Source organism: Nocardioides sp. T5, assembly GCF_048161455.1.
GTDB lineage: Bacteria > Actinomycetota > Actinomycetes > Propionibacteriales > Nocardioidaceae > Nocardioides.
This window is the reverse complement of the sequence record NZ_CP182415.1, coordinates 3,149,558-3,167,434: the sequence shown is the minus strand read 5'-3', so window position 1 is coordinate 3,167,434 and position 17,877 is coordinate 3,149,558. Positions and strand designations below refer to the sequence as shown.

The 17,877-nt window shown below is 73.4% G+C and carries 17 protein-coding genes; 10 read left to right on the top strand and 7 right to left on the bottom strand.

The genetic code is table 11. The annotated features are described in order from the left end of the window. Position 1 precedes the first annotated feature (1 nt). The gene (locus ACNKF0_RS15440) at positions 2–574 is read right to left on the bottom strand and encodes a YdeI/OmpD-associated family protein (protein ID WP_416953499.1); all 573 of its coding nucleotides are present in this window, start codon (positions 572–574) and stop codon (positions 2–4) included. Between the two features lie 217 nt (positions 575–791). Between ACNKF0_RS15440 and serA the strand changes: the two genes are divergently transcribed. Then, on the top strand, positions 792–2,363 hold the full coding sequence (gene serA, locus ACNKF0_RS15435) for a phosphoglycerate dehydrogenase (protein ID WP_416953497.1): 1,572 nt from the start codon (positions 792–794) through the stop codon (positions 2,361–2,363). A gap of 21 nt (positions 2,364–2,384) precedes the next feature. Here the strand turns inward: serA and ACNKF0_RS15430 are convergent, their stop codons facing one another. Continuing rightward, positions 2,385–3,836 carry a PLP-dependent aminotransferase family protein gene (locus ACNKF0_RS15430; protein ID WP_416953495.1) on the bottom strand — a complete coding sequence of 484 codons (1,452 nt, stop codon included), beginning with the start codon at positions 3,834–3,836 and terminating at the stop codon, positions 2,385–2,387. A gap of 61 nt (positions 3,837–3,897) precedes the next feature. Here ACNKF0_RS15430 and ACNKF0_RS15425 point away from each other — a divergent pair, with 61 nt between their 5' ends. Then, complete coding sequence (locus ACNKF0_RS15425) at positions 3,898–4,593, top strand: YczE/YyaS/YitT family protein (protein WP_416953493.1); 696 nt, start codon at positions 3,898–3,900, stop codon at positions 4,591–4,593. Here the strand turns inward: ACNKF0_RS15425 and ACNKF0_RS15420 are convergent. Both ACNKF0_RS15420 and ACNKF0_RS15415 read right to left on the bottom strand, forming a co-directional pair. Beyond that, on the bottom strand, positions 4,559–6,058 hold the full coding sequence (locus ACNKF0_RS15420; protein ID WP_416953491.1) for a gamma-glutamyltransferase: 1,500 nt from the start codon (positions 6,056–6,058) through the stop codon (positions 4,559–4,561). The two genes, ACNKF0_RS15425 and ACNKF0_RS15420, sit on opposite strands and share 35 nt — an antisense overlap. A 44-nt stretch (positions 6,059–6,102) precedes the next feature. Further along, positions 6,103–6,669: an O-methyltransferase gene (locus ACNKF0_RS15415; protein WP_299924626.1), complete on the bottom strand. Its 567-nt coding sequence runs from the start codon at positions 6,667–6,669 to the stop codon at positions 6,103–6,105. A 424-nt stretch (positions 6,670–7,093) separates the two neighbouring features. On the opposite strand from ACNKF0_RS15415, the gene ACNKF0_RS15410 reads away from it, so the two are divergent. From ACNKF0_RS15410 to ACNKF0_RS15390, 5 genes are read left to right on the top strand one after another with little or no spacing between them, the layout of a single operon-like run. Continuing rightward, positions 7,094–7,234, top strand: a complete 141-nt coding sequence (locus tag ACNKF0_RS15410) for a hypothetical protein (protein WP_172259057.1) — start codon at positions 7,094–7,096, stop codon at positions 7,232–7,234. Positions 7,235–7,244: 10 nt separating this feature from the next. Further along, positions 7,245–8,333: a 3-isopropylmalate dehydrogenase gene (locus tag ACNKF0_RS15405; protein WP_416953488.1), complete on the top strand. Its 1,089-nt coding sequence runs from the start codon at positions 7,245–7,247 to the stop codon at positions 8,331–8,333. Positions 8,334–8,368: 35 nt separating this feature from the next. Next, complete coding sequence (locus tag ACNKF0_RS15400; RefSeq protein WP_416953486.1) at positions 8,369–9,457, top strand: branched-chain amino acid aminotransferase; 1,089 nt, start codon at positions 8,369–8,371, stop codon at positions 9,455–9,457. Next, on the top strand, positions 9,454–11,319 hold the full coding sequence (gene nhaA / locus ACNKF0_RS15395) for a Na+/H+ antiporter NhaA (protein WP_416953484.1): 1,866 nt from the start codon (positions 9,454–9,456) through the stop codon (positions 11,317–11,319). Before ACNKF0_RS15400 ends, nhaA begins: the two co-directional genes overlap by 4 nt. 21 nt (positions 11,320–11,340) lie before the next feature. After that, complete coding sequence (locus ACNKF0_RS15390; RefSeq protein ID WP_416953482.1) at positions 11,341–12,057, top strand: DUF2306 domain-containing protein; 717 nt, start codon at positions 11,341–11,343, stop codon at positions 12,055–12,057. Here ACNKF0_RS15390 and ACNKF0_RS15385 read toward each other — a convergent pair. From ACNKF0_RS15385 to ACNKF0_RS15375, 3 genes are read right to left on the bottom strand one after another with little or no spacing between them, the layout of a single operon-like run. Beyond that, entirely contained in the window at positions 12,033–12,677 is a 645-nt protein-coding gene (locus ACNKF0_RS15385; protein ID WP_299924611.1) for a response regulator transcription factor, read from the bottom strand. The genes ACNKF0_RS15390 and ACNKF0_RS15385 overlap by 25 nt on opposite strands. Beyond that, positions 12,674–13,819 (bottom strand): sensor histidine kinase, encoded by a 1,146-nt coding sequence (locus ACNKF0_RS15380; RefSeq protein WP_416953480.1) that lies wholly within the window; start codon positions 13,817–13,819, stop codon positions 12,674–12,676. Before ACNKF0_RS15380 ends, ACNKF0_RS15385 begins: the two co-directional genes overlap by 4 nt. A 59-nt stretch (positions 13,820–13,878) precedes the next feature. Continuing rightward, complete coding sequence (locus tag ACNKF0_RS15375; RefSeq protein WP_416953478.1) at positions 13,879–14,223, bottom strand: TraR/DksA family transcriptional regulator; 345 nt, start codon at positions 14,221–14,223, stop codon at positions 13,879–13,881. Between the two features lie 88 nt (positions 14,224–14,311). Between ACNKF0_RS15375 and ACNKF0_RS15370 the strand changes: the two genes are divergently transcribed. From ACNKF0_RS15370 to ACNKF0_RS15360, 3 genes are all read left to right on the top strand, one after another. Then, positions 14,312–16,036 (top strand): serine/threonine protein kinase, encoded by a 1,725-nt coding sequence (locus ACNKF0_RS15370; RefSeq protein WP_416953476.1) that lies wholly within the window; start codon positions 14,312–14,314, stop codon positions 16,034–16,036. Between the two features lie 71 nt (positions 16,037–16,107). Then, positions 16,108–16,665, top strand: a complete 558-nt coding sequence (locus tag ACNKF0_RS15365; RefSeq protein ID WP_299924601.1) for a DUF5709 domain-containing protein — start codon at positions 16,108–16,110, stop codon at positions 16,663–16,665. Between the two features lie 143 nt (positions 16,666–16,808). Then, the gene (locus ACNKF0_RS15360; RefSeq protein ID WP_416953474.1) at positions 16,809–17,843 is read left to right on the top strand and encodes a zinc metalloprotease; all 1,035 of its coding nucleotides are present in this window, start codon (positions 16,809–16,811) and stop codon (positions 17,841–17,843) included. Positions 17,844–17,877: the final 34 nt, after the last annotated feature.

Sequence of the window (17,877 nt, the reverse complement as noted above, 5' to 3'; positions counted from 1 at the left end):
CCTACTGCGACCTGATCCCCCGGGCGGCCTTCTCGGCCGTCGTCCCGACGCGTGCGGCGCGGGTCTCCGGGCGCTTGGCCAGCACGATCCAGGTCAGGATGAGCTTCTGCGCCGATGCCGACCACGACTCCCAGTGCTCGCGCGAGCCCGGGTGACGGTCGAAGGCCTCCGCCAGGTCGTCCGGCACGACCAGGTCCTCGACCTGGTCCATGAGGGTCCACATGCCCGACTCCTGGGCGGCCGCGACGGCGGCGGCGCCGGCGGGCTCGAGGAGTCCGGCCTCCTCGAGACGGGCGACCCTGCCCTTGTTGATGCGGGTCCACATGCTGCCCGCGCGGCGCGGGGCGAACCACTGCATCGACCGACCCTCGTCGACGGGCTTCACCGTCGAGTCGACCCAGCCGTAGCGCAACGCCTCCAGGACCGACTCCTCGTAGGAGAACGGGCGGTCGGCGGCCCTGCGCGGGGCCACCAGCCACACGCCCAGGGGCTGCTCGTGGTGCTCGCGCAGCCAGGCACTCCACTCCTCGACCGTTGCCGGCTCGAGCCGCTCCGCGTCGTCCATCGCGCCCATGGAGCGATCGTAGGAGTGCCCTCCGACAGTCCACCCCGCCCCCGTGGCGACCCGCGGCGAACGGCGCCACCTGAGGAGTGGGACGGGTTCAGGCACCGACGGACCCGCGGGTAGGGTGGGCCGAGCACAGCGTCGTGCAGTCCCGGACACACCCTTGATACGCCACGAGGACCCCGCTGTGAACGCACCCGCACCCTCCACGCACGCTCGGCCGGTCGTGCTCATCGCCGAAGAGCTGAGCCCCGCCACGATCGAGGCGCTCGGCCCGGACTTCGAGATCCGCAACTGCAACGGTGCCGACCGCGCCGAGCTCATCCCCGCGATCGCCGACGTCGACGCGATCCTGGTCCGCTCCGCGACGAAGGTCGACGCCGAGGCGCTCGCCGCGGCCCAGCGGCTGAAGGTCATCGCACGCGCAGGCGTCGGCCTCGACAACGTCGACGTGAGGGCCGCCACCCAGGCCGGCGTCATGGTCGTCAACGCGCCGACGTCCAACATCGTCAGCGCCGCCGAGCTCGCCGTCGCGCTGATGCTCGCGGCGGCCCGCCACATCAGCCCCGCCCACGCCGCGCTCCGCGGCGGCGAGTGGAAGCGGTCGAAGTACACCGGCATCGAGCTCTACGAGAAGACCGTCGGCATCGTCGGCCTCGGCCGCATCGGCGTCCTCGTCGCCCAGCGTCTCAGCGCCTTCGGCATGAAGGTCATCGCCTACGACCCCTACGTGCAGGCCGGTCGTGCGGCCCAGATGGGCGTACGCCTCGTCGACCTCGACACGCTCCTGGCGGAGTCCGACTTCATGAGCGTCCACCTCCCCAAGACGCCGGAGACGGTCGGGCTGATCGGCTCCGAGCAGCTCGCCCGGGCCAAGCGCAGCCTGGTCCTCGTCAACGCCGCCCGCGGTGGGATCGTGGACGAGGCCGCGCTCTTCGACGCCCTCAAGACCGGGCAGATCGCCGCCGCCGGGCTCGACGTCTTCGCGAGCGAGCCCTGCACAGACAGCCCGCTCTTCGAGCTCGAGAACGTCGTCGCCACGCCGCACCTCGGCGCCTCCACCGACGAGGCCCAGGAGAAGGCCGGCGTCGCCGTCGCCCGGTCGGTCCGGCTCGCCCTGAGCGGGGAGCTGGTGCCCGACGCCGTCAACGTGCAGGGCGGGGTCATCGCCGAGGACGTCCGCCCCGGCATCCCGCTGACCGAGAAGCTCGGTCGGGTCTTCACCGCCCTCGCCGGCGAGGTCGCGCAGCAGCTCGACGTGGAGGTCCGCGGCGAGATCACCGAGTACGACGTCAAGGTGCTCGAGCTGGCCGCGCTCAAGGGGGTCTTCGCCGACATCGTGGAGGAGCAGGTCTCCTACGTGAACGCCCCGCTCCTCGCCGCCGAGCGCGGCACCGAGGTACGCCTGGTGACCGAGGCCGAGAGCCCTGACCACCGCAACCTGATCACCATCCGCGGCACGCTCGCCGACGGCACCCAGGTGTCGGTGAGCGGCACGCTCGTGGGCATCTCGCAGAAGGAGCGGCTCGTCGAGGTCAACGGCTTCGACGTCGACATCGAGCCGACCGACCACCTCGCGTTCTTCACCTACGTCGACCGGCCCGGCATGGTCGGCACGGTCGGGGGGATCCTCGGCGACGCCCAGGTCAACATCGCGGGCATGCAGGTCTCCCGCCAGGGCAAGGGCGGCGAGGCGCTCGTCGCGCTCAGCGTCGACTCCGCGATCCCGGCCGAGACGCTCGGCGAGATCGAGGCCGCCATCGACGCGGTCTCGGTGCGCGCCGCCGACCTGGTCTGAGGCGACCTGGTCTGAGCAGGCCTACGCGACCATCACCCGGCCGGCAGCGCGACGCGTCGCCGGCCGGGCTGCGTTGGTGGACACGTGCTCCCACGCGGCGGCGAGACGTCGTACGGCCTCGGTGAGGTCGTCGGGGGAGGCGGTCCAGGGGATCCGGACGAAGCGGTCGAGGCCGCCCTCCACCGCGAACACCGGCCCCGGTGCGACGACCACCCCGCGGCGCTCGGCCTCGGCCGTCGTCGCGGTGCCGAGCGCCTCGGGCAGCTCGCACCACAGCGCGAGCCCGCCGTCGGGGACCCGGAAGCGCCACGAGGGGAGGTGCTCGTGGACGGCCGCGACGAGGGCGTCGCGGCCGGTGAGCAGCCGCTCGCGGTGCACCGGGAGCACCTCGTCGGCCCGGTCGAGCAGGTCGGCGAGCACCAGCTGCTCGAAGACCGGAGCGCCCAGGTCGAGGCCGATGCGCGCCTGCAGCAGGCGGTCCATCTCGGCGAGCGGCGCCCGCACCCAGCCCAGGCGCAGCCCGCCCCAGAACGACTTGCTCGCGCTGCCGATCGTGATCGCGTCGGGGGCGTAGGCCGCCAGGGGCCGCGGCATGTCGTCGGCCAGGCCCGGTCGCAGGGCCAGCGCCTGGTGGGCCTCGTCGGCGACGACCGTGGTGCGGGTGCGGGCCAGGGCCCGGGCGAGCTCCTCGCGCTGCCCGTCGCTCATCAGCTGCCCGGTCGGGTTCTGGAAGTCGGGGATCAGGTAGGCCAGGCGGGGCGAGGTCTGGCGGAGCGTGGCGGCCAGCGCGTCGAGGTCCCAGCCGTCGGGGTCGACCGTGGCTGCGACCAGGCGCGCCCCCGCGTGCCGTACCGCCTGGGTGGCGTTGGGATAGGTCGGCGACTCGACGACGACCCGCTCGCCCGGGGCGGTGAAGGCCTGCGCCACGACGGACGCCGCCGCCAGTGCGCCGGCGGTGACCATCACCTGCTCGGGCACGGTCGGCACCCCGCGGGCCGCGTAGGCAGCGGCGATCCGCGCCTGGAGCGCGGGCACGCCGAGCGGGAAGTAGCCCGGTCCGCTGAGGTAGGCCGGCAGCTGCTCGGTGGCGCGCTGGTAGGCCTCGACGAGCCCGGGCGGCGCGGAGTGTGCCGCGCAGTTGAGGTCGATGACGTCCTCGCCACCGGTGCCGGGCATCAGCGACCGGTCGTGCGCGCGGCGCTGCCCGCCCGGCACGGTGGTGAACGTGCCCGACCCGCGGCGCGCCTCGGCGTACCCGGACTCCCGCAGCACCTCGTAGGCCCGCGTCACCGTGGTGCGCGAGACGTCGAGGGCGGCGGTGAGGTCGCGCTCGCTCGGCAGTCGTACGTCGATGCCGATCCGGCCGTCGCCGATGAGGACGCGCAGGCTCTCGGCGAGGCCGAGGTAGGCGGGGGAGCGCGGGAACTCACCGACGAGGGTGGCTACGCGTTGTGACGTGACGACCCGGCTCATGCAGGCCACTGTTCCACGATTGGCTATGTCCGACAAGGCCAATCCGGGCAAGGATGGCGTCATGACCAGCACCACCCCCTCAGGAGCCACCATCGCCACCGCCAGCGCCCCCCGCGGCGTCCTCGTCGACCTCGGGCCGGTCGCCCAGCTGCGCGCCGGACGCCTGGCCCGGCGCCTGCCCCAGCTCTACGTCGGGCTCTTCCTCTACGGCGTCTCGCTGGCGCTGATGGTGCGCGGCGCGCTCGGCCTGGCACCGTGGGACGTCCTGCACTCCGGCTTCGTCCGCCACGTCCCGATGACCCTCGGCCAGGCGGTCGTGCTCTTCAGCTTCGTGGTGCTGGTGCTGTGGATCCCGCTGCGCGAGACGCCGGGGCTCGGCACGATCAGCAACGCCGTCGTCGTCGGCCTCTCCGCCGACGCCACCCTCGCCGTCCTCGACCGGCCCGAGGCGATCGCGGGGCGGCTCGGTCTGATGGTGGGCGGCGTGCTGCTGTGCGGCCTGGCGAGCGCGCTCTACATCGGTGCGCAGCTCGGGCGCGGTCCGCGCGACGGCCTGATGACCGGGCTCGCGCGACGTACCGGCCTCTCGCTGCGACTCGTCCGCACCGGCCTCGAGGTCGCCGTCGTGGTCATCGGCCTGCTCCTCGGCGGCGTCCTCGGCGTGGGCACGGTGGTCTACGCCCTCGCGATCGGTCCGCTCACCCAGCTGATGCTCCCGTGGTTCACCGTCGACCTGATGGCCCCGGCCGAGGGCTGACCCCGCCCGCCCCGACCACCCGGGCCTCGCCCTCGCGGCGCGGGTCGGCGACGGCCTCGAGCGTCCCGTCGGCCCGGGTCAGTGCGGCTCCGACGCCACCGAAGTACATCGACAGCTCGTCCTCCACGCGCACGACCTCGTCGGGAAGCCCGGCCCGGTGGACGTGCACCCGGGGATGCGCCACGGCGGCCCCGAGGTCGAGCCCGCCGTTGACGAAGCCCGCCAGGGCACACACGACGGCCGTGGTGATGCGGTCGGCGCCCGGCGAGCCGATCGCCAGGGTCGCCCCGTCGTCGTGGCGTCCGACGACCGGGGCCATGTTGGACAGCAGCCGCGAGCCCGGAGGCACGTGCCGGGCGGGCGGGTTGAGCTCCTGCTCGCCGAGGCAGTTGTTGAGCCAGATCCCGGTGCCGGCGGCGATCATGCCGGCGCCGTAGCCCGACGACACCGTGAGGGAGCAGGCCGAGCCCTCGGCGTCGGTGACCGACACGTGGGCCGTCGAGCCCGACTCGAGCACCGCCCGGTGGTCGGCGTCGACCCGGTCCAGCCACGCGCGCGACGCGTCGGTGAGGTCGGTGGCGACCTCGAGGACCTCGCGACGGTGGCCGAGGACGGCCCGCTGCACCTGGACGAGGTGGGCGACGTCGTGGGCGTCCCAGCCGGCCCTCGGCCGGTCCTCCATCAGGCGCAGCATGGCCGCGAGGACGACGCCACCGACCGAGGGCGCCGTCGTGGTCGCCAGGCTCCAGCCGTGGACGCGGGTCGTCAGCGGCTCGCGGACGACGGGTGCGTACGCCGCCAGGTCGGCGCGGCCGAGCAGGCCGCCGCGGGCGCCGACGTCGGCCGCGATCGCGTCGGCGAGGTCGCCCTCGTGGAGCGCGCGCGGGCCGACGGACGCGACGTGCTCCAACGTCGTCGCGAGGTCGGCGACGACGACGCGATCCTTCGTCAGCCGGCCCGCGGCGTCGTGCAGGGCGTCGTGGCTGGCCGGGTCCCACCCGAAGATCGACTCGTGGACGTGGCGCAGGTAGTAGCGCGACGCCGAGCCCAGGACGAAGCCGTCGCGCGCGACGTCGATCGCCGGCCCCACGAGCTCCGCCCACGGGAGGCGGCCGTCGCGCGCGTGCGCCTCGCCGAAGGCCGCCAGGGAGCCGTGCGTGGCGACCGAGCCGGCGCCGATCGTGATCTCCACGCCGCCGCCGTACTCCGTCGACACGTCCCAGGTCCGGGCCGGGGGAGACGCGGGGTCGCGGCTGATGCCGGGCCGGTCCATCCAGCCGTCGACGGTGTAGGCGGCGCCTGCCGCCGGCTGCACCGTGACGAAGCCGCCCGAGCTCAGCGAGACGAGCCCGACCTCGGTGACCATGGCGACCAGCGCGGCCGCGATCGCGGCATCCACCGCCGAGCCGCCGGCACGGGCGATCGCCTCGGCTGCGTCCGCGGCCTCCGGGCTCGGAGCCGCCACAGCGAGGGGTCTCACGACAGGCGCTCGGCGGGTCTCGGCCGGGCTCAGCGCCGGGTGGCGATGACGGCGGACGCGTCGGCGGCCACCATCACCTCGACCGCGGTGAACCGCTCGTCGGTGAGCCACTGCTCGCGCAGGGTGTCGACGCGGCCGTAGGTGATCGGCGGCCAGGACTCGCACGGCGCGAAGTCGTCGAGCACCACGATGCCGCCGGGCTCGACGAGGTCGATGACGGCGTCGACGCCCACCTCGGACGGTGTGCCGGAGTCGAGGAAGAGCAGGGAGAAGGGGCCGTGCTCGCGCAGCACGCTCCAGTCGGCCGCGAGCACCTCGACCTTCGCGTCGTCGGTGAAGATCGCAGACGCCGCGCCGGCCAGCGACTCGTCGAGCTCGGCGGTGAGGATCCGCGCCCCGTTGCGTACGCCGCTGCGCAGCCACGCGGTGCCGACACCGCAGCCGGTGCCGAACTCGGCCATCGTCCCGCCCCGCGTCGCGGCGAGGGTCGCGAGGAGGCGACCGGTCTCGTTGCGGCAGAACGCGACGTAGCCGGCCTGGCGGCACACGTCGAAGGCGCGCTGGACGATGTCGGGGAGATCAGGAGGAGCGGACATGAGGTCGCCGAGTCTGTCACTCCTCGTCCGTGATCCCACTGGACGGTCCGGCGTCTCACGATCTGACACGTTCCTGGAAACCCCGTGCGGCGGCCGCTCCGGCGGTCGTACAGTCGTCCCATCATGCGGAGCGTGTTCGTACTTATCGATCGCCGCGGCGAGGCCTGACAGAGAGGCCACCTCGTCGCGGTGTTCGGCGTTGACGAGGTTCCGCCGCCCGGCCTTTCGCCCCTCCGCCGAGCGCCTGCTCGGCCGAGCTCGAAGCCACCGCCTTCGCGGCGGGTCCGCCGCAGTCCTGCGCGATCCGCACGCTCGTCGGCCGGCAGCCGGGCCCGGGCGATCCCCGACGTCCTGCTTCCCTCCCCGCCGCGGTGTCGGCGGCTTCGGGCTCACCCCATCACCAGTCCACACAGGAGTGAGACCCATGTACGCGATGTATCCCGACACCTGGGGCCCGGCGGCCCACGACCCCGAGAACCCGCGCAGCGCCGAGAACACCGCTGTCGCCGTCCAGACCGCGCTTGACCTGCGAGACGGCGGCGGTCAGCGGCCGGACGACAACTAACGTTCGCTGCATGCCTGACTCCGCGCAGACCGCAGCCGCCCGCGACACCGGGAGCCCGACCCTCGCCGTCATCCCCGGCGACGGAATCGGTCCCGAGGTGACGGCCGAGGCCCTCAAGGTCCTCGAGGTCGCCGCGCCGGTGAAGTTCGAGCCGACGCGCTACGACCTGGGCGCCGAGCGCTACCTCGCGACCGGCGAGGTGCTGCCCGACTCGGTGCTCGCGGAGATCCGTGAGCACGACGCGATCCTGCTCGGTGCCGTCGGTGGCAAGCCCAACGACCCCAACCTGCCGCCCGGCATCCTCGAGCGCGGCCTGCTCCTCAAGCTGCGCTTCGAGCTCGACCACTACGTCAACCTCCGCCCCTCGCGCCTCTTCCCGGGCTCGGTCTCACCCCTGGCCGACCACGTGCTGAGCAAGGGCGACATCGACTTCGTCGTCGTGCGGGAGGGCACCGAGGGCCCCTACACGGGCAACGGTGGCGCCCTTCGCGTCGGCACCCCGGCGGAGGTCGCGACCGAGGTGTCGGTCAACACCGCGTACGGCGTCGAGCGGGTGATCCGGGACGCCTTCGCCCGGGCGGAGAAGCGGCCGCGCAAGAAGATCACGCTGGTCCACAAGACCAACGTCCTGGTCAACGGCGGCTCGCTCTGGTGGCGCCTGTTCGAGCAGGTCGCTGCGGAGCATCCCGACGTCGCGACCGACTACATCCACATCGACGCGGCCATGATCTTCATGGCCACCGACCCCGCCCGCTTCGACGTGATCGTCACCGACAACCTCTTCGGCGACATCATCACCGACCTCGCCGCCGCCATCACCGGCGGCATCGGGCTGGCCGCGTCCGGCAACGTCAACCCCGACCGGACCGCCCCGTCCATGTTCGAGCCCGTCCACGGCTCGGCGCCCGACATCGCCGGGCAGCAGAAGGCCGACCCGACCGCCGCGATCCTCTCCGGCGCGCTCCTGCTCGACCACCTCGGCCACGCCGATGCGGCCGCCGCGATCGAGGCGGCCGTGCTGGCCGACCTCACCGAGCGCGACCCGGGCACGAGCCGTCGTACGAGCGAGGTCGGGGACGCCATCGCCGCCCGCCTCTGAGAGCCCGCCGACGGGTTCTGGAATAGGTTGACCCCATGCAGATCAGCACCACCGCCAACCCCGCCCCCGTCGACGACGCCCGGCTCGCGGAGATCCTCGCGAACCCCGGGTTCGGCCAGCACTTCACCGACCACATGCTCACGGTCGAGTGGACGCCCGAGGACGGGTGGCACGCCGCGCGCATCGAGCCCTACGGCCCGCTGACCCTCGACCCGGCCACCGCGGTGCTGCACTACGCACAGGAGACCTTCGAGGGCATGAAGGCCTACCGCCACGACGACGGGTCGGTCTGGACCTTCCGTCCCGACCAGAACGCCGCCCGGATGGTGCGCTCCTCTCAGCGGTTGGCCTTCCCCGAGCTCCCGGTCGACGACTTCGTCGCCTGCGTGGACGCGCTCGTCGAGGCCGACCAGCGGTGGGTCCCCGACAACGCCTCGGGCGGGGGCGAGGGCGAGAAGTCGCTCTACCTGCGGCCGTTCATGTTCGCCTCCGAGGTCTTCCTCGGGGTCCGTCCCGCGCAGCACGTGACCTTCATGGTCATCGCCTCGCCCGCGGGCGCCTACTTCAAGGGCGGCATCAAGCCCGTCAACCTGTGGCTGTCGGAGACCTTCACCCGCGCCGGTCGCGGTGGCATGGGCGCGGCGAAGACCGGTGGCAACTACGCCGCGTCGCTCGCTGCGCAGCGTGAGGCGATCGAGCAGGGGTGCGACCAGGTCGTCTTCCTCGACGACCAGGAGTTCCGCTACATCGAGGAGCTCGGCGGGATGAACCTCTTCTTCGTCCATGCCGACGGCCACATCGTCACCCCCGAGACCGGGACGATCCTCGAGGGCATCACCCGCGCCTCGATCATCGAGCTGGCCGGCAAGCTCGGCCACGCGGTGGAGGAGCGGAAGTTCTCCATCGACGAGTGGCGCGACGGCGTCGCTTCGGGGGAGATCACCGAGGCGTTCGCGTGCGGCACCGCCGCCGTCGTCACCCCCGTCGGTGAGCTGCGCTCGCCGCACGGCACCACCCCCGCCCCTGCCAGCACCGAGCTCACCATGCAGATCCGCGAGGCGCTCGTCGGGATGCAGTTCGGGCGCGCCGAGGACACCTTCGGCTGGATGCACCGGGTCGTGTGAGCGAGGACCAGTCTTCCTGCACGGGGTCGGCGGCGTTCGAGGCGCAGAGCTCGCGCTCGCTGCGCGACTTCATCCGGACCGAGTCCGGCTCTGCCGGCATGCTCGTGGTCGCCGCGCTCGTCGCGCTGGTCTGGGCGAACTCGCCGTGGTCGCAGTCCTACGTCGACCTCTGGCACACCGAGGTGTCCCTCACGTTCGGTGACGGCGGCCTGTCGATGGACCTGCACCACTGGATCAACGACGGCCTGATGGTCGTGTTCTTCTTCGTCATCGGCCTCGAGGTCCGCAAGGAGTTCGCCATCGGCGAGCTCGTCGACCGCAGTCGCGTCGTGGTGCCGCTCGTCGCCGGTGTCATGGGCATGCTCGTGCCGGCCGCGATCTACCTGGCGCTCAACCCGTCCGGCGAGGCCGCTGCCGGCTGGGGTGCCGTCATCGGGACCGACACCGCCTTCCTGCTCGGCGTGATGGCGCTGGTGGGCCCAGCGGTGTCGACGCAGCTGCGGATCTTCCTGCTGACGCTCACCGTCATCGACGACATCGTGGCCGTCAGCGTCATCGGGGTCGTCTACTCCGACGACCTGTCCCTCGGCGCCCTGGCCGTCGCCGCGGCCTGCCTGCTCGTGCTGGTCGGTCTCGATCGCGCGGGCGTGTGGCAGGCGGCGCCCTACGTGCTGGTGGTGCTGGTGCTGTGGTTCGCCACGCTGCAGTCCGGCGTGCACGCCTCGATCGCCGGCATGCTCAGCGGCCTGCTGGTCCCGGCGCTCGACCCGCGCCGGTCCGACGTCGAGGACGCCGCTCGCAGCTTCCGCGCCTTCCGGCAGTCGCCGATGCCCGGGGTGCAGCGGGCCGCGCGCCGGTCGCTGACGCGCGCCATCTCGGTCAACGAGCGCCTGCAGGAGGCGCTGCACACCCCGACCAGCCACGTCGTCGTACCCGTGTTCGCGCTCGCCAACGCGGGGGTCGACCTGCGCGACGGCGTCCTGGGCGACGCCCTCGGCTCGCGGCTGATGTGGGGCATCGTGCTGGGCCTCGTCGTCGGCAAGGCGCTCGGCATCTTCCTGGGCGCCTGGACGAGCGTCCGCCTGGGCTGGGGCCGACTGCCGCAGGGCGTCGGGCTCGGTCACACGCTCGCCGGCGGGGCGCTCTCGGGCATCGGGTTCACCGTGTCGCTGCTCATCATCAGCCTCGCCTTCGAGTCCTCCCGGCTCCAGGACCAGGCGCGCGTCGGCGTGCTGCTGGCCGCCGCACTGGCGAGCCTGGCCGGCTGGCTGGTCTTCCGCTTCGCTGCCCGCTTCCTCGGCCAGCGCGACGCTGCCCTGCCGACCCACCTCAGCCGGCCGGTCGACCCGGCGTACGACCACATCTCGGGCCCGGTGGACGCCCCGCTGACCCTGGTGGAGTACCTCGACTTCGAGTGTCCGTTCTGTGCCCGCGTCAGCGGGGTCGGCAAGGAGCTCCGCACGCACTTCGGCGACCGGCTGCGCTACGTCACCCGTCACCTGCCGCTGCCGGTGCACCCGCACGCCGAGCTGGCCGCGCTGGGTGCGGAGGCCGCGGCACGCCAGGGTCGCTACTGGGACATGCACGACGTGCTCTTCGCGCACCAGGACGAGCTCGAGCTGGCGGACCTCGTCGGCTACGCCGCCGACCTCGACCTCGACGTCGAGGCATTCCTACGCGACCTCGAGGACGAGGACCTGGCCCGGCACGTCGCGCACGATGTCGCCTCGGCGGAGGAGAGCGGCGTGCGCGGTACCCCCACGTTCTTCGTCGGCGACACCCGCCACATCGGTCCCCACGACGCCCGGACGCTGATCGCGGCGCTCGAGGCGGCGACGCCGATGACTCGGCCGATCGGCTGATCCGCGCCGGCCTGCGGGCCGATGCGTCGTACGCCCGGCGCGACGAGGCTCGTCGCCACGACGACCGCCTCCGACCGTACCGGCCCGCCCGTCGCCCGACCCCGTCCCCGCCGCGACTGGTGGATCCCCACGAGCCTGCTGGCGCTCACCTTCGTGCCGGTGGTCGCGGGGGCCGCCCGGCTGGTGGACCTGTCGTCGGGACGCACGAGCGAGAACGCCCGCTTCTTCGACCTCCCGGTCCCGGTCGTGGTGCACATCCTCGGAGCGACGACGTACTGCGTGCTCGGTGCCTTCCAGCTCATGCCGTCCCTCCGTCGCCGACGTCCGCGCTGGCACCGCTGGAGCGGCCGCGTGCTCGTCCCCGCCGGCCTCGCTGCCGCCGTGAGCGGGCTGGTGATGGCGGTGTCCGACGACCTTCCGGTCCACGACAACGCCGCGCTCATGTGGCTCCGACTGGTGTTCGGCACCCTCATGGCGGTCGGGCTCGTGCTCGGCCTCGCGGCGATCCGCAGTCGCGACGTGCGCGGCCACCAGCGGTGGATGGCGAGGTCGTACGCCGTCGCGCAGGGCGCGGGCACGCAGGCGGTCGTCCTCGGGCCGATGGTCCTCCTCGTCGACCAGCCGGGCGGGGCCCTGAAGGCGACCGGGATGGGATTCGCGTGGGTGCTCAACCTGGCCGTCGCGGAGTGGCTGGTGCGGCGCTCGCAGGCGCGTCAGTCGAGCCGTCGGGTCTGGTAGGCCCACAGCGCGAGCTCGACCCGGTTGCGCACGCCGAGCTTGGCCATGAGCGAGCCGAGGTGCGTCTTGACGGTGCTGAGCGAGATGTAGAGCTCGGCGGCCACCTCGTGGTTGGTCAGGCCGCGGGCGACGGCGACCAGCACCTGCTCCTCCCGCTCGGTCAGGGGCGTCGTGGGCTGCGGGGGAGTGTCACGGCCGGCGAAGCTGCGCAGCAGGCGCGTCGTCACGGTGGGCGCGATCAGCGAGCCGCCGTCGGCCGCCGCCCGCACGGCGTGGGTGAGCAGCTGCGGGCCGCAGTCCTTGAGCAGGAAGCCGCGCGCGCCGGCGAGCAGCGCGCCGTAGACGTAGTCGTCGAGGTCGAAGGTGGTCACCACGACCACCGCCATCGGGTCGGCGACGTCCGGTCCGGCCAGCGCGCGCGTGGCCTCGATGCCGTTGAGCCGGGGCATGCGGATGTCGAGCAGGCACACGTCCGGACGCAGCGCGCGCGCCTGCTCGACGGCGTCCTGGCCGTCGACGGCCGTGGCGACGACCTCGATGCCGTCCTGGGCGCCGAGGATCATCGCGAGCCCGGTGCGGACGATCTCCTGGTCGTCGGCGACCAGCACGCGCAGGGTCATAGGGCCTCCTCGAGGGGGAGGTGCGCGGTGACCCGCCAGCCGACCAGCGGGGCCAGCGACCCTGCCTCGAGACGGCCGCCGAGCAGGGCGGCCCGCTCGGTCATCCCGGCGATGCCGAACCCGTCGCCGCTGCCTGTCGACCCGCGACCGTCGTCGGTGACGACGAGCTCGACGCAGTCCTGGTCGCTGGCGACCCGCACCTGGACGAAGGTGGCGTCACGGGCGTGCCGGCGGGCGTTGGCGACGGCCTCCTGGGCGATGCGCTGGAGCGCGGCGGCGACGGTGGGGGACAGGTCGTCGAGGTCGCCGTCGACCGCGACCTCCACCGTCGGTCCGGGTCCGCTGCTCGCCAGGCCGAGGAGGTCGTCCAGCGGTCGCTCGCGCGGCTCGTCGTCGGTCCGGAGCATCCGCAGCACCTTTCGGGTCTCGGCCAGCGTGCGCGTCGCCTCTTCGTCGATGCGACGCAGGGCGTCCGCCGCCGCCTCGGGCTGCCGGTCGGCGACGGCGAGGCCGGCCTGCGCGCTGATCGCGATGGCGGTGAGGTGGTGGGCGACCGTGTCGTGGAGGTCGCGCGCCAGACGCTCCCGCTCGAGACGGCGTACGTCGTCGAGCTGGCGCGATCGCAGCATGGACCGGGCGCGGCCAGCGGCGCCGAGTGCGACGGCGGCCACGACCACCGCGGTGCCGCCGATGCGGTCGGCGGCCGACACGTCCTGCGACGCCAGGGAGATGCTCGCGACGACGAAGAAGAGGGTGAGGCCCTCCGCGGCGCCCGCGCCCGACGCCCACCGGGCGAGGCTGTAGGGGATGAGGAGTGCCACGACGGCGGTGTTGAGGTCGCCCGGCGCCGGCGCCGCGGTGGTCGACGTCACCACGAGCAGCGCCAGCATCGCCGCCGCGAACACCGACACCGTCAGCAGCGGCATGGTCCGGCGCACCAGCAGCGTGGGCAGCCACGCCAGGAAACCAGCGAGTGACAGCCACCGGAACGGCAGGTCCGTGCGCAGCACCGCGACCTCGATCACGGCCACGACGGCCGCCACGGCCACGAAGGCGTAGTCGAAGGGCCCGGCCGGGCGGGCGTCCGGCGCGGCGGGCAGCCGCCACACGGACAGGACCAGTGATCGGACGCGGGTGAGCACCCGAGCACGGTAGTGCGCTCTCGCCGTCCGCCGGATCGGCCAGATGGCCGAGGGGCAGCTCACGACCGCCGGGACGCACAGTGGATGCAGGTGCGCGCGGCTGGCAGCGCGTCGAGTCGCGCGTCCCCGATTGCCGACCCACACACTTCGCAGGTGCCGTAGACGCCCGCGTCGACCCGGGCGAGCGCGGCGTCCAGCTCGGCGAGGTGGTGTCGCACCTGGCGCACGAGCGCGCCGATCTGGGACCTCTCGAAGGCGATGGTCGTGCCCTCGGGGTCGTGCTCGTCGTCGGCGTTGGTGTCGAGGGACGCCGCGACGACCGCGTCGTAGTCACCGGTCAGGCTCGCGAGTCGCTGGAGCGTCTGCTCGCGCTCGTGCTGGAGTCGCTGCCGGGGGTCGTCCACCACCCCATGGTCGCCCACGGGGCCGACAGCGCCCCGCCGCGCGTGCCGGGATCGGGGTGCACCGCGGCTCCCGCCGTATCCTCGTGCCGTGACGACGTCCCCGAAGGCGCCGCCGCCCGGGCTCACCGTCGGCGGCTACGCGCTGCGCGCCCGCCTCGGCGAGGGCGGCATGGGCGTGGTGCACCTCGGGCAGAAGCCGGGCGAGCGTCCGGTGGCGATCAAGGTCCTGCGACCGCACGTCGTCGGCGACGACGAGGCCCGGCGCCGGCTGGCGCGCGAGGTGAGCTCGCTGAGCCGCATCCGCAGCCGTCGCATCGCCGAGATCGTCGACGCCGACCCGTTCGGCGAGATCCCCTTCGTCGCCACGCGCTACGTGCCCGGCCTCTCGCTCCACGACCACGTGCAGGAGGAGGGGGCGCTGGAGGGCGCCGACCTGCTCTGGTTCGCCGACTGCCTCGCCGAGGCGCTCGAGGCGGTCCACTCCGTCGGGGTGCTGCACCGCGACGTGAAGCCGTCCAACGTGATCATGGAGGGCCGCACGCCGATCCTGATCGACTTCGGCCTGGCCCGCGTCGCCGAGGACTCGCGGATCACGATGAACGGCTGGCTGCTCGGCACCCCGGGCTACCTCGCCCCCGAGATCCTCTACGGCGACGACGCCACCGCCGCCTCCGACGTGCATGCCTGGGCCGCCACGGTGGCGTACGCCGGCACCGGTCGCGCGCCCTACGGCCGCGGGCCGTCCGTGGCGGTGATGGACCGCGTCCGGCGTGGCGAGCACGACCTGACCGGCCTGGACCCCGTCGTGGTCGAGCTCGTCGAGGAGGCGCTCGCGCCCGAGCCCGCGGACCGGCCTTCGCTGGAGGAGGTGCGCGACTGGCTCGAGGACCTCGGGACGCCCGGGGCCGAGGAGCGCCACCACGCGGCGAGCCCGGTCACGCTGCCCTACGTCGCCGGTGTCCGCCAGGACCTGGAGGCTCCGACCCGTGTCGGCAGTGCGGCCGCGCTGGCGGAGCCGGTCGCCGCCCCGCTCCACGCGCCGGAGGTCCACGAGCCGGTCCACGAGCCGGTCGACGAGCCGGTCCACTGGTCCCACGACTGGGACCGCTCCGAGCACGACGACACCGTCGGGTGGGGCGACGCCGGGACGCTCCCGCACCGCCAGACCCGCGTCCTCCCGGACGGTTCGACCGAGCACGTGACCGACTACGGACCGCCCGCCCGACCGCACGTGCCCGCCGGCCAGCGGATGCGCCGCTCGCTCACGCTCCTCGCCGCCGGTGGCGTCGTGGCCGGCGCGATCACCTTCGCCCCCTACGTCGCGCTCGCCGTCCTCTTCGTCCTCGTGTGGCCGCTGCGCAGCGGCTCGCTGGCCGCGGCGTCCGCCGGCAACCGCCGCTACCGTCGCGGCGCGAGGTGGTACGACGGCATCCAGGTGCTGCTGGCCGCCCCCTGGCACGCGCTTGCCGGTCTCGGCGGCTCCCTCGTGCTCTTCCTCTGGAGCGCCGGGATCGCCTGCGCGGTCGCGCTCCTCTGCTTCGCGGCGTCGCTGTCGCTGACGACCTCGCTCGCCGTGATCGGCGCGATGTTCGCGCTGTCGACCTGGTGGGGGCCGGGGTCGGAGCGGCTGCGCTCGCCGGTGCACCGCCTCGTCGACCCGCTCGCCCGTCGCGGCGTGCCGTGGCTGCTCGTCACCCTGCTGGTCGCCGCCACGGGCTCCGGCCTCGGTGCCGCAGCGTCGGCGCAGGGCACCAGCTGGACGCCGTACGACGCCGCCCCCTTCTCCGACGTGAGGCTCCCCGGCTGGCTGTGACGGACCTCGCCGTTCAGGTGGGCCCTCACGGGGTACCTAGCCTGCCCACGCACCTGACAGCAGGAGGACCGATGAGCTCCGACCAGCCCGACATCGCCACCGAGATCGGCACCGACCCGGCCGTGGACGTCACCGGGGACAGCACCGACAACGAGAGCTACCACGGCTACAGCGTCGACGACGAGAACCAGCCCCAGGGCGACGGCGACAGCCTCGTCGACGACCGGGGTCTCGCCGAGCCGCTGGACGAGGGCTACTCGCCGCCGGAGAAGTGGTCGGCGGCGCAGGGCTACGGCAACACCCCGCTCGAGGAGATCCAGGGCGAGTCGCTCGACCAGCGGGTCGACCAGGAGGTCGCCGAGCCCGACCCGTACGAGGTCGCCGACGAGGAGGCCGCGCGTGGTGACCTGGCCGCGATGGTGGCCGAGGACTCGAGCGAGGGCGAGGCCGTCCAGGCCGACGTCGAGGGCGCCGAGGGCGAGCGCGCGGGACGCCTGGTCGCCGCGGACGAAGGTGTGCGGACCGACACCGAGAAGGACCTCGTCGCCGAGGACGTGGGCATCGACGGTGCCGCGGCCGGCGCCGAGGAGGCGGCCGTGCACGTGGTCGAGGACCCCGACCGGCCGTAGGTGACGATCACGAGAGCCCCCGACCAGAGGTCGGGGGCTCTCGCGTCGTCCCGACGGCCTGCTCCACCCGAAAGTGGGTCTTCTCCCGACCCGCCGCGCGGGCATACGGTCCCCTCAACCGACTCACGTGAACGGGACCCCCCATGCACCTCAGCAGCACCCCTGCCCTACGACGCCTCGGCGTCGCGGCCACCGCCCTCGTCCTCGGGATGGGCATGTCGACGCCGTCGTTCGCCGCGCCCGCCAAGGACAAGGCCACCGACTGCATCGACTACGGCGACATCGCAGCCGCGCCGGCCGGCACCATCCCGCGCGATGACCTCCACGTCGTGCACAAGGACCCGCTCGCCCAGGCGGCGAAGGCGCGCACGACCTCGCGCACGTCCGCCAAGGGCAAGCCCGGCACGACACTGGCGGCCGCTGCGTTCGAGCCCGTGACAGTCCCGGTGCGCTTCCACGTGATCGCCAAGGACCGTGGCCAGGAGGGCGGCGACCTCTCCCGTGCCCGCATCGACGAGCAGATCCGGGTGCTCAACGAGGCCTACGCCCCGCACGGCTTCTCCTTCGAGCTCGAGGAGGTGACGCGCACCTACGAGCCGCAGTGGTTCAACCTGATCTCCTCCAACGGCGCCGAGCCGCGCTACTTCCGCGGTGGCGGCAAGGAGGTGGCGATGAAGAAGGCGCTCTACGGTGACAGCACCTCGGAGACGCTCAACATCTACTCCGCCTCGCTCGGCCAGTCGCTCCTCGGCTGGGCCTACTTCCCCTCCGACTTCGACGCCGAGGCCACGGCCGGCAACCCGCTCCCGCAGTACCGCGACGGCGTCGTCGTCGACTACCGCAGCCTGCCGAGCGTCCCGGGCGACACCGGTGACACCAGCGTCTACTCGACCTACGGCGAGGGCGACACCGCGACGCACGAGGTCGGCCACTGGCTCGAGCTCTACCACACGTTCCAGGGCGGGTGCGCCGAGCCGGGCGACTACGTCGCGGACACCGCCCCCGAGGCGTCGCCTGCCTTCCAGTGCCCGGTCGCGCGCGACACGTGCGCCGGCGGGGGACTCGACCCGATCACCAACTTCATGGACTACACCTACGACTCCTGCATGACCGAGTTCACCAACGGTCAGGCCGCTCGCATGCAGATGGCGTGGACGGAGTACCGCGCGCTCGGGTGACCCGAGCCGACGTCCCCCGCGGGGCACCGCCTCG